Source organism: Jejuia spongiicola (assembly GCF_023502325.1).
GTDB classification, from domain to species: Bacteria; Bacteroidota; Bacteroidia; order Flavobacteriales; family Flavobacteriaceae; genus Wocania_A; species Wocania_A spongiicola.
In genome coordinates, this window is the sequence record NZ_JAMFLZ010000004.1 from 247,905 (window position 1) to 264,464 (window position 16,560).

Sequence of the window (16,560 nt, forward strand, 5' to 3'; positions counted from 1 at the left end):
AACTTTATGTTGATTAGATTTCCACCTTCGCGGAAATAAAAAATATATCTATTAAAAGAAATTTGCTTTTAGTTGAATGCCTTCAGTTTCTTCAAATCCAAACATTAAATTCATGTTTTGAATAGCTTGACCTGAAGCCCCTTTTAATAGATTGTCTATGCAACTTGTAATCAATAATTTATTATTGTGTTTATGTAAATGAATTAAACATTTATTAGTATTTACTACTTGTTTTAAGTGCAATTGATTATCAGAAACAAAGGTATAAGCAGCATCTTTATAATACCTTTTGTAAATAGATTTTGCCTCTTCTAAACTGCCATCAAAATAGGTGTAAAGGGTTGCAAAAATACCTCTAGAAAAATCTCCTCTATTTGGCATAAAAATAATCTCTGACGAAAAATTGTTTTGCAGCTGTTTTACCGATTGATTAATTTCTCCTAAATGCTGATGTGTAAACGGTTTGTAATAAGAAAAATTATTATCGCGCCATGTAAAATGTGTGGTTTTTGATAATGATGTTCCTGCTCCTGTAGCACCAGTTACGGCATTAATGTGTACATCGTTTTTTAATAATCCATTAGCAGCTAACGGCAGTAAACCTAACTGAATTGCTGTTGCAAAACATCCCGGATTTGCTATATGTTTTGCTTGTGTTATGGCCGCTTTTTGTAACTCTGGTAAGCCATAAACGAAGGTTTTTTTATCAAAAATCTTGTCAGATTCCAATCTGAAATCGTTTCCTAAGTCTATAATTTTTGTATGCTCTGAAAAGTTATTGTTTTCTAAAAACTTCACCGAATTCCCATGCCCCAAGCATAAAAACAATACGTCTACATTTGGGTTAACAGTATCAGTAAATTGTATGTCTAAACTTCCTTCTAAATCTTGGTGGATATCACTAATTTTATTGCCAGCATTCGAGGTGCTAAAAACAAAATTGATTTGAACTTTTTTGTGATTTATCAACAATCTAACTAGTTCTCCTGCAGTATAACCTGCACCTCCTATTATTCCAACTTGAATCATAACTTACGAATTTACTTGTTGATATATTTTATTTTGATTTCCTAGAATTTTGATAAACCCTTTAGCATCATCGGCAGTCCATGCTTTGTTTTCTTCACCATAACTTCCAAACTTTGCGCTCATTAAATCATGTTCAGAAATTATTCCGTCTAAAGAGAAATGGTATGGTTTTAATGTAACTATAACATCTCCCGAAACATGTTCTTGACTACTTTGTAAAAAGGCTTCCATGTTTCGCATTACAGGATCTAAATACTGACCCTCATGTAAATGCATTCCGTAAAAACTAGATAAGTAATCTTTGTGCTGTAATTGCCATTTAGTAAGTGTGTGTTTTTCTAATAAATGATGTGCTTTAACTGTAATTAAGGCAGCTGCAGCTTCAAAACCAACACGCCCTTTTATACCCACAATAGTATCACCCACATGGATGTCTCTTCCAATGGCATAAGCTGAAGCAACATCGTTTAACAATTCGATATTTTTTTCTGGAACATTTTCTTTTCCATTTAGAGCAACTAACTCGCCTTTTTTAAAGGTTAAACTAACTTTTTCTTCTACCTTTTTTTCTAGCTGTGATGGGTATGCATGCTCTGGTAATGGCTTTTCGGATGTTAAAGTTTCTTCACCACCAACACTAGTTCCCCAAAGACCTTTGTTTACAGAGTATTTTGCTTTTTCCCAAGAGATATCAATGCCATTACTTTTTAAGTAATCAATCTCCTCTTGTCTGGTTAATTTTTGATCTCTAATCGGCGTTATAATGTTAATTTCAGGCGCTAAGGTTTGAAAAATCATATCAAAACGCACTTGGTCGTTACCTGCTCCTGTGCTACCGTGCGCAATATATTTGGCATCTATGCTTTTAGCATATTCTACAATTTCAATAGCTTGAATTATACGTTCTGCACTTACTGATAATGGGTAAGTGTTATTTTTTAACACATTCCCAAAAATTAAATACTTAACTACTTTTTGATAAAAAGAAGACACGGCATCTATATTTTTATAAGTTGCAACACCCATTTTATAGGCGTTACTTTCTATGGTATTAATTTCGTCCTTGGTAAATCCACCTGTATTCACACTTACCGCATGTACTTCGTATTCTTTTGATAAGCTTACGGCACAGTAAGAAGTATCTAATCCGCCACTATAGGCGATAACTAATTTTTTCATTTTTTATTCTTTTTAAAAAACATGCTCTGTTTTATATTTTTTAACCTTGTCCAAACTTTTTTATCGTAATTATGCTTGTGTATTTTTGACCCTTCTTTTTTATTAGGGTCGAACAGCATTCCTGTACACAGACACATAGATTGGTTTGTTCTTTGTAAAACATCATAGTTTTTACAGGTTTGACAACCATTCCAAAAGGATTGATCGTCTGTTAATTCTGAAAATGTAACAGGTTTGTAACCTAAATCACTATTCATTTTCATAACGGCTAAACCTGTAGTAATACTAAACACTTTAGAGTTTGGGAACTTGTTTCTTGAGTGTTCAAAAATTTTCTTTTTAATCTGTTTAGCTAAACCTTTTCCTCTGTAATTTGGGTGTACAATTAACCCAGAGTTGGCAACAAACTTACCATGTCCCCAAGCTTCTATGTAGCAAAAACCTGCAAAAGAGTCTCCGTCTAAAGCTATTACCGCATTACCATTTTTCATTTTAGTAATGACGTATTCTGGAGTACGTCTGGCAATACCAGTACCTCTAACATTTGCAGAATCTGCAATAGTATCGCAAATGTCTTTGGCGTATATACTATGTGATTTATCAGCAATAATGATTTTCATTAGTTACTTCTTATTGTTTTTCTAAGGTTTAATGCAATCTTACGATTTCATTATCTAGATTTTATTGTTTTTTTGTTTTGAAATATTGATTTTGAAAAGCTGAACTGGACTCACCTAAGTTCAATGATTTATTAGATACCCTTACGGGCGACGCGGGAAAATGCGACGTGCTAAACTTCTATTATTTAAAGAAATAATAATTGTTTGAAGTTGTAAAGTAAAATATGATATAAACATGATAAAAAAATAAAATTAAACGTGACGATTATAATAGCTAAATAGAAGAATTAGCGACGGCGGTTGCGCAAGCGCAAACCGGGAGAAAACGTACGTATTTTATTTTTCTGTGAATTCATTGGTGTAAAACTATAAATTAAATTTTAGTAACAACCATGGTTTTACCATTTTTTGAAAATAATTATGAAATTTTATTTAAAATACCCATTTTGCTTTTAATTCTTCATTTGTAAGAGGCAATATTTAAAATATCATTTTTACAAAAGACTATAATATATAATCAGTACTTATGAAGTTAGATGATTTTTTCTCTAATAATTCATTCAAAATGGCATTGTTATAATCGTTGTCTTTTGAGGCTACGAAAGTTCTTATAGAAAATGAACGAAGCGCATCATGAACGCTTAATGTTCCAAATGCTGAATCTTTTCTTCCAGTAAATGGGTATACATCTGGACCTCGTTGGCAAGAACTGTTTAAGTTTACTCTACAAACTAAATTTACTAAAGTATCAATTAAAGGAGATAAAGTATTTATATTTTTTCCAAACAGACTTACTTGCTGCCCGTAATCAGATTCTGCCATATCATCTAAAGGTTCTTCAATATCTGAGAAAGAAACAATTGGAACCACTGGTCCAAATTGCTCTTCTTTAAAAACTCGCATATCTTTAGTTACAGGGTATAAAACTGCAGGGAAAATATAATTTTCAGACGTTTCGCCTCCTTTTTTATTTATAACATTTGCGCCTTTTTCTTTAGCATCATCAATTAGTTCTTGAATATATGCTGGCTTGTCTTCTTCAGGAAGAGGTGTTAATTTGGCTCCTGCCTCCCAAGGATTTCCAAATTTAATCTGATCTACTTTAAAGGCAAAACGTCTATTAAATTCCTCGACTACAGATTCATGAACATAAATAACTTTTAGTGCCGTACAACGTTGTCCATTAAACGATAACGAACCAGCTATACACTCTTCTACAGCTAAATCTAAATCGGCATCAGGTAAAACAATTGCTGGATTTTTTGCTTCTAAACCTAACACCATTCTTAATCTGTTTCCTTTTGGGTGTTGAGCTTGTAAAGCATTAGCAGATTTACTATTTCCTATTAATGCTAATACATCTATTTTTCCTGATTGCATAATAGGGGTTGCTAAAACACGACCTCTTCCATAAACAATATTTACTACACCTTCTGGAAAACTACTTTGAAATGCATCCAATAATGGTGATATTAGTAAAACCCCAAGTTTTGCAGGTTTAAATATTACAGGGTTTCCCATAATTAATGCAGGGATTAATAACGTAAATGTTTCATTTAGTGGGTAGTTGTACGGTCCTAAGCATAAAACTACACCTAGAGGCCCTCTACGAATGTGAGCATAAACACCTGAGTTTTTTTCAAACTTTGCAGAATCTCTATCTATTTGTTTATAAGCTTCAATAGTATCGTAAATATAATCTACGGTTCTATCAAATTCTTTTTCAGAATCAGGAAGATTTTTACCAATTTCCCACATTAAAAGCTTTACAACTTCCTCTCGTTTAGTTTTCATTTGTTCTACAAAAACCTCCATACAAGCTATTCTGTCAGCAACTTTCATTGTTGGCCATAAACCTTTTCCGTTATCATAAGCTGATGTTGCAGAATTAAGTGCTTCTAAAGCTTCTTTTTCGCCTAACTGAGGAATACTTCCTAAAAGTGTTGGTTTATATTTTTCAGTAGAAGAAATAGTAGAATATACTTCTGCCGAATCACCTTTCCATTGTTTTAACTCCCCATTAACTAAATAGGTTTTTTGATGTAAAAGGGAATCGATTTTATAGGATTCTGGAATTTCTAAAAAAGTCGTTTTCATATCTAAAAAATAGTTTTAAGCTATAGCTAATATATTTATATTTAAGCTTTAGCACTTTTAAAAATATGAGTTTGTTGGAAGAAATATCATATTCTTAACGCTTTAATTACATCAGCGTAAAATATTTATGACTCAAACGTTTTCGGCTGTTAATTTTAATGTTAAGATTCTGTAAGTAATATGTTCTATATGATATTTTTTTGTGTAACTCTAAATAGAATCGCTTTCAAACATTGATTTATCCCTTTCATTATATATTACATTTTCTTTTGTCAAAATATCAATTGGAGAATATATTTTTTTAATTGGTGTTTTATTTTTGATTAAAAAATCAGTCATTAAATGAATAGATTCATAGCCTTGATCAAAAGGCTTTTGAGAAATTAAAAATGAAACTTTGTTTTCTTGTAAGCATTTTATATTAGGTTCTGTGTTGTCAAAGCCAATTAAGTTAAGATTATTCATTAGCGGTTCATCTATACAATTTACTATTATAGAAATCCGACTAGAAGGAACAAAAACTCCTTTAATAGACTTTTCTTTTTTTAATAAAGAGTTTAAATTTTTGCCAACTTCTTTTAAGTCTTTTAGGTTGTCAAAATTTAAGTTTATAATATTTACCTTAATGTCATTTTTAGTAAAGTAATCGTTAAAACCTTCAATTCTTTTAGAAAAAGCATAATAGTTATTAATATTTAGTCTAGTTTGTATTACTAATATAGAAGATTGGTCAGGGCAGCTTAAATGCATTAACTTACCCGCAACATAACCTGCTGCATAAGAGTTTTGGCCTACAAATAAAATGTTTTTAAATCCCTCTAAATCAATGTTCAAGAATGCATACGGAATGTCTAATTTCTCTAATTCATTAACAATTTCTTTAGTTTCTTTAATAAATGTAGGAGCTATTAAAACAGCATGCGGTTTTGACTTTATTAAAGTTTTAAACTCATTTAAATATGAAGAAGGCTTAAATTGATCAAAAGTATAGTTAGTTACCTCTACGCCATATGCACGAACTTCTTGGCTTGCCTTTAGTACGCCTAATAATGGAGATTTCCAGAATAAATTTGTTTTATCATGATTAGGCATTAATGTATATAAACTAAATTTATTCTTTATAGAAAGAGCTCTGGCTATAGGGTTTACTGTATAGTTATGCTTTTTAAGAATTTCTTTAATTAATTTTTCTGTTTTTAATGAAACTCCTCCTCTGTTATGTAAGACTCTATCGACTGTTCCTTCTGAAACATTTGCCAATTTTGCAACATCTTTAATTGTAATCATGTTCTAAAAAAGTCTTATTTTATAGTTAGTTAATTTGAAGCAAAATAGTAATAATATTTAATACATAATAGTGATAGTATTTAATAATATTTATATTTTCGTGTTCGCACACGTAGAATTTTGTATATTTCGTGTTCTGATACGAACCAAGATTAAAAATAAATGAACAATCTTTTTGATATAGAGAATAAAATAATTGTAATTACTGGTGGTACTGGTGTGTTGGGAGGCTGTGCAGCCAGAAACTTAGTAGAGTTAGGAGCAAAAGTAGTTGTTCTGGGTAGAGATCTTTCAAAAGCCCTAAAAAAAGCTAATGAACTAAACAGTTTTAGTCCAAACTCTGCTTTAGGTTTAGAAACAAATATACTATCCGAGAAATCTTTGAACGATGTAAAAAATAAAATAATAGCACATTACGGTAAAGTTGATGTCTTAATAAATGCTGCTGGAGGTAATATGTCTGGGGCAACTATAGGAGAACACCAAACTATTTTTGATCTTTCAATGGAAGATTTTCAAAAAGTTACAGATTTAAATCTTAACGGTACTGTATTACCATCTTTGGTGTTTGGTAAAGTAATGGCAAATCAAAAAGAAGGTGTTATTATAAATTATTCTTCAATGGCAGTAGATAGAGCTATTACAAGAGTAGTTGGGTATTCAGCATCTAAAGCAGCTATGGAAAACTTTACACGATGGATGGCTGTAGAATTGGCAACAAAGTTTGGAGGTAATATTAGAGTAAATGCTATTGCACCAGGGTTTTTTATAGGCAATCAAAATAGAGAATTGTTAACCAACTCAGACGGGTCATATACCCAAAGAGGACAAACAATAATTAATAATACACCAATGAAAAGATTTGGAAACGCTGATGAGTTAAATGGTATTATACAATTATTATGCAGTGATGCTTCTAAATTTATTACAGGAACTGTAATTCCAGTTGATGGAGGTTTTAGTGCTTTTAGTGGCGTTTAATTAATTTATATTTCCAGTATGAAAGAAACTTTTAGGTGGTATGGTGAAACAGATTTGGTTACGTTATCAGATATTAAGCAAGCAGGAGCAACAGGAGTAGTTACTGCATTGCACCATATTAGAAATGGAGAAGTTTGGGAGATAGATGAAATTCAAAAGATTAAAAACACCATATTAAATGCAGGCTTAGAATGGACATTTATTGAGAGTATTCCAATCCACGAAAATATAAAACTACGTAAAGGTGATTACCTAATTCGTATTCAAAATTATAAACAAAGTTTAATTAATGTTGCTAAATGTGGGATTAAAAATGTGTGCTATAATTTTATGCCAGTTCTTGACTGGACACGAACTCACCTTTATTGGGAACTCAAAGATAAAAGTACAGCATTAAGATTTGATAAAGTTTACATGGCTATTTTTGAATGTTATATTATGAAATTAGAAGGTGCTGAAAAATCATATACTAAAGACGTTTTAGAATTGGCTAATTCAAAGTTTTTAAGCATGTCAGTACATGAAAAAAAACAATTAGAAGATAGTATCTTAAAAGGTTTGCCTGGAACAGTAGATGACTTAACCATACCTGTTTTTAAAGAAATGATTGCTCAATATAAAGGTGTTACACACGAAGATTTAAAAAGTAACCTATCATTTTTTTTAAACGAAGTAATTCCTGTTGCAGAAGCAAATGGCATTAAAATGGCAATACACCCAGACGATCCTCCTTTTGATATTATGGGGTTACCAAGAATTATAAAAAATGAAGATGACCTGGAATATTTAGTAAATTGTATAGATAGTGTTTCTAATGGAATTACATTTTGTACGGGATCATTAGGAGCTAATCCTAAAAATAATTTGCCAAAAATGATAGAAAAGTTTAAAGACCGAATTCATTTTCTTCACCTCCGTAATGTAAAGCGTGAAAATGATGGTAGTTTTTATGAAGACAATCATTTGGAAGGCTCATCAGATATGTATGAAATTGTAAAAGCAATCTTAAAAATTGAAAAGGAAAAAGGGATATCTATTCCTATGCGACCAGATCATGGTCATCAAATGTTGGATGATTTACAAAAAGAAACTATACCAGGGTATTCAGTCATTGGCAGGTTAAGGGGATTGGCTGAATTACGAGGTTTAGCATTAGGGATATCTAAAAGTTTAAGCTGATGAATCAAATAAATTCAGAAACATTTATTACAGATAATTTTCTGCTCAACTCAAAAGAGGCTATAATTTTGTACCATGATTATGCAAAGAACATGCCTATAATTGATTATCACAACCACTTGTCTCCAAGACAGATAGCTGAAGATTTGCCTATTGAAAACATAACAGATGTTTGGTTGAATGATGATCATTACAAATGGCGAGCAATGAGAGCAAATGGTGTTGAAGAAAAATATATTACTGGAGGAGCTTCAAAAGAAGAAAAGTTTAATAAATGGGCAGAAACTGTGCCTTACACATTAAGAAATCCTCTATTTCATTGGACACAATTGGAATTAAAGAGATATTTTAATATTGATGATATATTACAACCAAGTACAGCTGCAACTATTTATGGGAAAGTAAATGGTGTTTTAGAAAATAAAACACCAACTAAGTTATTAGAACAGATGAATGTGAAAGTAGCTTGTACTACCGATGATCCAGCAGATGATTTAAAACATCATCAAACCATTGCTAAAAAAAATACTTTTACCAAAGTATTACCCACTTTTAGACCAGATTCTCTACTATTAATTGAAAGCGTTACATTTATAAGTTACCTAGAGAAAATAGAGGCTTGTGTTGGTTTCTCTATTAAGAATTTAGAAGACTTATTAGATGCAATACAAAGTAGAGTAGATTATTTTAATGAGCATGGTTGTCGCTTATCAGATTATGGTTTGGAGCAAATATTTGCTTATAATTTCACCGAGGAAGAAGCAAACGTTGTATTAAAAAAACGATTGAATGGTGATGAAATTACAAAGCATGAAGCAAACATATATGCTTCATGTATTTTATATAAGCTGTGTAAAATGTATCACAGCAAAGGCTGGGTACAACAATTTCATTTAGGAGCTTTACGAAATAATAATAGCCGGCTACTAAAGGAAGTAGGAAAAGATGTTGGGTGTGATTCTATTGGAGATTTTAGTCAAGCAGAGTCTATGTCAAAACTATTTAATTTGTTAGATTCAGAAAAATGCTTGAGTAAAACTATTACTTATAATTTAAATCCATCTCAAAATGAAGTATTTGCAACAATGATGGGTAATTATAGTGAAGCAGGAATACCAGGGAAAATGCAATGGGGATCAGGCTGGTGGTTTTTAGATCAAAAAGATGGTATGGAAAAGCAAATAAACACGCTTTCAAATATGGGGCTTTTAAGTCGATTTATAGGCATGTTAACAGATAGCCGTAGTTTTCTGTCTTTTCCAAGGCATGAGTATTTCAGAAGAATTTTATGCAATTTAATGGCAGAAGATATCAACAAAGGCTTAGTTCCAAATGATATTCCATTTACAGGAAAAATGATACAAGATATTTGTTATTATAATGCAGTCAATTATTTTAACTTTAAGTAGAAAAAACATGCTTAAAAACAAACTACCACTAGTTATTATCTTTTTTTTACTAATTATATCTTGTAAAAAAGAAGATGGTGCTAAAGTGCTTTATTTAGGACATAGTTTGCCACAATCACATCCTGTGCATAAAGGCATTTTAGAGTTTCAAAAGGCATTAGAGAACAAATCAGGAGGTACATTAAAAGTTAAGATTTTCCCTGATGGACAATTAGGCTCTGAAAGAGAGGTATTAGAATTACTGCAAATAGGTAGTGTTGCAGCTACTAAGGTAAGTGCAGCAACTTTGTCCAATTTTGTGCCCGAATACCATATTTTAGGAATTCCTTATTTGTTTAGAGATAAGAATCATCGATTTGAGATTTTAGAAGGAGCCATTGGTAAATCTATATTAGAAAAAGGGAGTAAGTTTTGGCTGCGCGGGCTTTGCTATTATGATGCTGGTAGCAGAAGTTTTTATACTAGTAGTAAACCCATTAGGACTCCTGATGATTTAAGAGGATTAAAAATTAGAGTAATGAATAACCAAATGGCTATTAATATGGTAAATGCTATGGGCGGTTCGGCTACGCCTTTAGCATACGGAGAACTTTATACTGCCATTCAGCAGGGTGTTGTGGATGGCGCAGAAAACAACCCGCCTTCTTTTGTTACTTCTAATCATTACGAAATAAGTAAATACTATACCCTAGATCAGCACTCTGCAGTACCTGATGTACTTTTAATTGGAACTAAATTTTGGGATAAATTATCTGATAAGGAAAAAATTTGGGTACAACAAGCAGCAGATGAGTCGGCTCAAGCACAAAAGAAGTTTTGGAGCGACTCTGTTGATGAGTCGATGAGAATTGCAAAAGAAGCAGGGGTGGAAATAATTATTCCCGATAAATCTCTATTTGCCAAAAAATCAAAGTCAGTTTTAGAAGAATTTGTGAATAAATATCCAGATATGGAAACAATTGTAAACCAAATTAAAAATGAGTAGTTATGAGCACAGCTAAAATTATTTTTAATAAGGTGAATAAATTACTTGAATGGTTCTTAATTGTAATTTTTGCACTTTTGGTGCTAGATGTTTTATTTCAAGTCTTTTCAAGATATTTTTTAGGAACCTCTTTTACATGGACAGAGGAATTTGCACGCTTTTCATTGATTTGGATGACCATTTTAGGAGCAGCTTATCTTAATGCAAAAAGAGAGCATTTATCCATGGATTTTTTATATCAAAAATTCTCAACCGCCAATAAAAGAAGAGTATCAATTCTTATAGAAGTATTTATTTTTCTTTTTGCCTTAGTAGTTATGGTAATAGGTGGATTGAATTTAGTTTATACAACATTGCATTTAGAACAGCTTTCAGGAACACTACGAATTCCTCTAGGGTATGTTTACGCTATTATGCCTTTTAGTGGGTTGTTAATTATGTGTTTTTCTATCTATCATATTTCAAATATTTATTCAAGTAAAACCAATAATTAATTATGAGTATTGAAGTTATAAGTATCATCGTTTTATTTGTAAGTTTCTTCGGGTTACTATTATTGAAAGTTCCTGTGGCTTATAGTATTGGAATTTCAACGACTTTAAGTTTGTTGTTAAATATTGATAAAATGCCAGGTATAACAACAATAGCTCAAAGGATGACAACCGGAATTGATAGCTTTGCCTTATTAGCTATTCCATTTTTTATATTAGCTGGTGAAATTATGAAACGTGGAGGTATTGCAAATCGATTAATAAATTTTGCAAAATCTTTGGTAGCTAGTCTTCCTGGGGGGTTAGCTTATGTAAACGTATTAGCTTCCATGCTTTTTGGTGCAATTTCTGGGTCGGCCCTTGCAGCAGCATCTGCAATAGGTTCAATTATGACTGATAGAATGGAAGAAGAAGGCTATCCAAGAACTTTAAGTGCGTCAGTAAACATTACCGCCTCAACAACTGGGTTGTTAATTCCACCAAGTAACATTTTAATTGTTTATGCCTTAGCAAGTGGCGGAACGGCTTCTGTTGCTGCATTGTTTATTGCTGGTTACTTGCCGGGAATATTATTAGGATTAGCTATTATGGGGTATGTTGCATTTATTGCGATTAACAAAAATTATGCTAAAGGAAAACGAGCCACATTATCAGAAATTTGGACTTATTTTAGGAAAGCTATTTTTAGTTTGCTGCTATTGGTAATTGTAGTAGGAGGCATTGTAGCAGGTATTTTTACAGCAACTGAAGCTTCAGTAATTGCTGTTTTGTATGCCGCTTTGTTAGCTTTGGCTTATGGCGAGATGAAAAGAAAAGATATTCCATCGATATTATTGTCTAGTGCAAAAACAACAGCTGTGGTTATGTTTTTAATTTGTACTTCAATGGCTATGTCTTGGTTGTTTTCTTTTGAAGGCATTCCAGAAATGATAAGCTCTTTTTTATTAGAGTCATTGCATAATAAATTTGTCATATTTTTTGCTATAAATATTATTTTACTCATTATAGGAACTTTTATGGATATGACTCCAGCAGTTTTAATATTTACCCCAATTTTTTTACCTGTTGTTACTGCTTTAGGAATGGACCCTGTTCATTTTGGAATTGTAATTGTATTAAATTTGTGTATTGGAGTTTGTACACCTCCAGTAGGTACGCTTCTTTTTGTAGGGAGCGGTGTAGCTAAAGTTTCAGTCACACAAGTAATTAAGCCATTACTGCCTTTTTTATTAATTATGATAGCTGTTTTAATGCTGATAAGTTACATCCCTGAAATATCAATGTTTTTACCAAGACTATTTGGATTGTAATGTTATGCTCAAATGATTTTAAAACACCATACGCTTTATAAATTAGGTGTATAAGCAAATGTTTTCGGCTATATATTTTATTTGAGCTCATAATGTTAATCGTTTCAAATTAGTTACTGGTCGTGTAAACTTAGTTATCCATATAATAAACTCGTTTTTTTAGCAAAATCCCTTGTCTTTTTCCTATATTTAATTCTTAATTTATTTGATAATAGAATCTCATTTAATGATAAAATAATTAAGTAATATATTTTAATTCCATGAAACAATCAATTTCAATTTTAGCAATTATAATCATTCTTTTTTCTTGTAAGCAGAATAAAAAGGTAGAACAAGAAGTAGCCGACCAAAAAGTCGAAGCGCAAGTAGATGACTGGATTTATCTTTTTGATGGCACAAGTTTAGATGGGTGGCGAGCTTACAATGGAGATATACTACCTGCTGGCTGGATTATAAAGGATAGCACATTAACCTTTGATACCGAAAAGCGTTTAGAAGCCAATCGTAAAGGAGGAAAGGACATTATTTATGCCGCTGAAAAATTCGATAATTTCGAACTATATTGGGAATGGAAGATTCCTGAAGGCGGAAATAGTGGAATGATGTATCATATACAAGAAGGTGATTGGGCGCCGTACGAGGTGTCTCCAGAATATCAAATGTTAGATGATTTAAAATGGGAGGAAATTAATAATGGGACCTTAGAAGAATGGCAGAAAACAGGAGCTGACTACGCCATGTATCTACCAGATTTAAGTCAAAAAATAGTAAAACCAGCTATGGAATGGAATACTTCTCGTATCATTTTTACAACAGAAAAAGTAGAACATTGGCTAAATGGCAAAAAACTGCTTGAATTTGTGCCTTGGTCAGAAGATTGGGAAACTCGAAAAAAATCAGGTAAATGGAAAGACTTTCCAAAATATGGTACTTTTAAATCTGGCTACATTGCTTTTCAAGACCACGATAGCCCTTTATGGTTACGAAACATAAAAATAAAGAAGCTGTAATATAATTAAAGGTTATAAAAATGAATAAAAGAGATTTTTTAAAGAAAAGCGGGTTAGGAGTTGCAGGTATTACATTAGTACCTTCGCTAATTATGTGTAAAGAAAAACCTGTAATAAAGGAACGTATTCGAACTGCTCATATTGGTGTAGGTAACATGGGACTAGCAGACCTTAAAGATATATCATCTCACCCATTAGTAGATGTTACAGCTTTATGCGACGTTGATTCAAATTATCTTAATGAAGCTAAAAAACTGTTTCCAAATGCAAAAACTTTTTCTGACTATAGAGTGATGTTGAAAGAGATGAAAAATGATATTGATGCTGTTGTTGTTTCAACACCAGATCATACTCATGCTCCAGCATCTATGCTAGCTATGAACATGAACAAACCTGTGTATTGTCAAAAACCATTAACACATCATGTTTCGGAAGCAAGAGCGATGAACAAACTCGCTAAAGAAAAAAACTTAGTTACTCAAATGGGTATTCAAGTGCATTCTTTTTATGATTATAAGCTGGCTACGCTGTTAATTCAGTCCGGAATTATTGGTAAAGTACATACTGTGCATGCATGGTCCCCAAAAAATTGGGGTTATGATGGGTCTGCTCCTGAAGGTAGTGATACAGTTCCTGAAACATTAGATTGGAATCTTTGGTTGGGAACTTCGGCTAAGCGACCTTACAAGGAAGGGGTGTATCACCCAGGGAACTGGCGTAAATTAGTAGATTATGGATGTGGAACTTTAGGAGATATGGGAGTGCATATTTTTGACACGCCTTATAATGCTTTAGAACTTGATGTGCCTAGAACGATTAAGAATGAATGCAGGCAACCTAATGGCTTTGGTTACCCAGAAAATAATATTGTTACGTACGAATTTCCACAAACAAAGCATACAGCTGAAACCTTAAAGTGGATTTGGTATGATGGTCCTGGAGTGCCAAAAGAGCATAAAGATTTAATACTACCAGGAGCAAAAAAGGAAAAGCCGTCAAATAGTGAAGACAAATCTTTAGAAGATAAAATGTCCTTAGATACTAAAATAGCAAGCGAAGGCACTTTGCCTGAACAAGGCGCCATGTTTGTTGGCGAAAAAGGGCGCTTGCTTTTACCACATTTTATGCAGTTGCCTAAAAAAATTGTTGACGGGGAATATGTAGATATATCCTCTGAAATTACTGCTGTTGAAAAAGCTAATAATATGGGGAAACCTATTCGTAATTATGCTTCTGAAGGGCCAAAACATTATCATCAGTTTATTGATGCTTGTTTAGGTAAAGATACATGTAGTGCGCCTTTCTCTTATGCGTCCAGATTAACTGAGACCATACTATTAGGTGTTATTGCTGGACGTTTTCCAAATGAAACGTTGCATTGGGATAGCGTTAATGCTAAATTTTCAGAAGAAGAAGCTAATCAATATTTAAAAGGAGACTATCGGGAGTTTTAATGAATCATTGATAAATACCTAGCAAATACTAATAGAAATCAAAACTTTTTAGTATAAAAAATTGGATATCAATCATAAATATGTAAATTTACGTGTGCGCACACAATTTTAAAAATACACTCATGAAACAACCACAATTTACACTCCTTTTCTTAATTAGTTTTCTTATAATAAACCTAATGGGTTTTAAAGTTAACTCACAAACATCCGAAGATGGATGGACCTCTCTTTTTAATGGCAAAGATTTAACCGGTTGGAAACAATTAAATGGTACCGCTAAATATAAAGTTGAGAACAACGAAATAGTTGGCATTACTAAAACCAAAACCCCAAATAGTTTTTTGACTACTGAAAAGAATTATGGTGATTTTATTTTAGAGTTTGATGTTATGGTTGATCCATCCATTAATTCTGGAGTTCAGTTTAGATCTAATAGTTTTAAGGATTATAGAAATGGTCAAGTTCATGGATATCAATTTGAGTTAGATCCTAGCAATCGTGCGTTTAGTGGAGGCATTTATGATGAAGGAAGAAGAGGCTGGGTGTACCCATTGTCTTTAAATAATAACGGACGAAAGGCTTTCAAAAATGGTGTTTGGAATAGTTGTAGAATTGAAGCTATTGGTAATTCCATTAAAACTTGGATAAATGGTATACAATGTTCAAACTTAATAGACGATTTAACGCCTTCAGGATTCATTGCATTGCAAGTTCATGGTATTGGTTCGAACGAAAATCATGCAGGAAAGGAAATTAAATGGAAGAATATTAGAATAAAAACAGAGAACTTAAACGAAGAACGTTGGTCTTCAAACCCAAATGTAAAAGAAATGAGCTATTTAATAAATAGACTTACTCAAAATGAAGTAGATAAAGGTTGGCGTTTACTTTGGGACGGTAAAACTAGTAAGGGATGGCGTGGAGCGAAGCTTGATTTCTTTCCTAAATCTGGTTGGGATATTAAAGATAATGTATTAACAGTATTGGCAACCGATGGCGCAGAATCTACTGGTCCTGGTGATATTATAACGGAAAATGTTTTTAGCAGTTTTGAATTGGAGTTAGAATTTAAAATTACTAAGGGAGCAAATAGCGGAATTAAATATTTTGTTGATGCCGAGCTTAATAAAGGAACTGGTTCAGCAATTGGATGTGAATTTCAAATTTTAGACGATAAAAACCATCCTGATGCAAAAGCAGGTACAAATGGAAATAGAACTGTTGGTTCTCTTTACGATTTAATTAAAGCAGAGAATCTCTCCATACCAGGAAGGGGTAAACAGTTTAAGGGTATTAATAACTGGAATAAAGCAAGAATAGTTGTTAAGGGCCCTCTTGTAGAACATTGGTTAAACAATGAAAAAGTAATTGAATATGATAGGTCTTCTCAAATGTTTAGAGCCCTTGTTGCTTATAGTAAATATAAAAAGTGGCCTGAATTTGGACAATGGGTAAGTGGTCATATCTTGCTTCAAGACCATGGAGATACAGTGCATTATAGAAGTATAAAAATTAGAGAGTTCAATTAA

At 32.3% G+C, this 16,560-nt stretch carries 14 protein-coding genes; 9 read left to right on the top strand and 5 right to left on the bottom strand.

All coding sequences use genetic code 11. The features are described from left to right. Positions 1-51: 51 nt before the first annotated feature. The 5 genes from argC to M3P09_RS10885 all read right to left on the bottom strand — a co-directional run bounded on the left by argC (position 52) and on the right by M3P09_RS10885 (position 6,212). Positions 52-1,029 (bottom strand): N-acetyl-gamma-glutamyl-phosphate reductase, encoded by a 978-nt coding sequence (gene argC / locus M3P09_RS10865; RefSeq protein ID WP_249973140.1) that lies wholly within the window; start codon positions 1,027-1,029, stop codon positions 52-54. A gap of 3 nt (positions 1,030-1,032) precedes the next feature. Continuing rightward, positions 1,033-2,208, bottom strand: coding sequence for an argininosuccinate synthase (locus M3P09_RS10870; RefSeq protein WP_249973141.1), 1,176 nt, complete (start codon positions 2,206-2,208; stop codon positions 1,033-1,035). Next, positions 2,205-2,828 carry a GNAT family N-acetyltransferase gene (locus tag M3P09_RS10875; protein ID WP_249973142.1) on the bottom strand — a complete coding sequence of 208 codons (624 nt, stop codon included), beginning with the start codon at positions 2,826-2,828 and terminating at the stop codon, positions 2,205-2,207. Before M3P09_RS10875 ends, M3P09_RS10870 begins: the two co-directional genes overlap by 4 nt. Positions 2,829-3,332: 504 nt before the next feature. Further along, positions 3,333-4,925, bottom strand: coding sequence for an NADP-dependent glyceraldehyde-3-phosphate dehydrogenase (locus M3P09_RS10880; RefSeq protein WP_249973143.1), 1,593 nt, complete (start codon positions 4,923-4,925; stop codon positions 3,333-3,335). A gap of 210 nt (positions 4,926-5,135) precedes the next feature. Further along, positions 5,136-6,212, bottom strand: coding sequence for a substrate-binding domain-containing protein (locus M3P09_RS10885; RefSeq protein ID WP_249973144.1), 1,077 nt, complete (start codon positions 6,210-6,212; stop codon positions 5,136-5,138). A gap of 162 nt (positions 6,213-6,374) precedes the next feature. Between M3P09_RS10885 and M3P09_RS10890 the strand changes: the two genes are divergently transcribed. The 9 genes from M3P09_RS10890 to M3P09_RS10930 all read left to right on the top strand — a co-directional run bounded on the left by M3P09_RS10890 (position 6,375) and on the right by M3P09_RS10930 (position 16,560). After that, positions 6,375-7,193 (top strand): SDR family oxidoreductase, encoded by an 819-nt coding sequence (locus M3P09_RS10890; protein ID WP_249973145.1) that lies wholly within the window; start codon positions 6,375-6,377, stop codon positions 7,191-7,193. 18 nt (positions 7,194-7,211) lie between these two features. Next, complete coding sequence (gene uxuA / locus M3P09_RS10895) at positions 7,212-8,372, top strand: mannonate dehydratase (protein ID WP_249973146.1); 1,161 nt, start codon at positions 7,212-7,214, stop codon at positions 8,370-8,372. Next, positions 8,372-9,781, top strand: coding sequence for a glucuronate isomerase (gene uxaC, locus M3P09_RS10900; protein ID WP_249973147.1), 1,410 nt, complete (start codon positions 8,372-8,374; stop codon positions 9,779-9,781). The genes uxuA and uxaC overlap by 1 nt, the downstream gene beginning before the upstream one ends. Further along, a complete protein-coding gene (locus tag M3P09_RS10905) occupies positions 9,753-10,766 on the top strand; it encodes a TRAP transporter substrate-binding protein (protein WP_249973148.1) in 1,014 nt (337 codons plus the stop codon). The genes uxaC and M3P09_RS10905 overlap by 29 nt, the downstream gene beginning before the upstream one ends. Before the next feature lie 2 nt (positions 10,767-10,768). Beyond that, positions 10,769-11,260: a TRAP transporter small permease gene (locus M3P09_RS10910; protein WP_249973149.1), complete on the top strand. Its 492-nt coding sequence runs from the start codon at positions 10,769-10,771 to the stop codon at positions 11,258-11,260. Between the two features lie 2 nt (positions 11,261-11,262). Next, on the top strand, positions 11,263-12,567 hold the full coding sequence (locus tag M3P09_RS10915; RefSeq protein ID WP_249973150.1) for a TRAP transporter large permease: 1,305 nt from the start codon (positions 11,263-11,265) through the stop codon (positions 12,565-12,567). A gap of 260 nt (positions 12,568-12,827) precedes the next feature. Next, positions 12,828-13,577, top strand: a complete 750-nt coding sequence (locus M3P09_RS10920) for a 3-keto-disaccharide hydrolase (protein WP_249973151.1) — start codon at positions 12,828-12,830, stop codon at positions 13,575-13,577. Between the two features lie 20 nt (positions 13,578-13,597). Further along, positions 13,598-15,031, top strand: a complete 1,434-nt coding sequence (locus tag M3P09_RS10925; RefSeq protein WP_249973152.1) for a Gfo/Idh/MocA family protein — start codon at positions 13,598-13,600, stop codon at positions 15,029-15,031. Positions 15,032-15,153: 122 nt separating this feature from the next. Beyond that, the gene (locus tag M3P09_RS10930; protein ID WP_099563447.1) at positions 15,154-16,560 is read left to right on the top strand and encodes a 3-keto-disaccharide hydrolase; all 1,407 of its coding nucleotides are present in this window, start codon (positions 15,154-15,156) and stop codon (positions 16,558-16,560) included.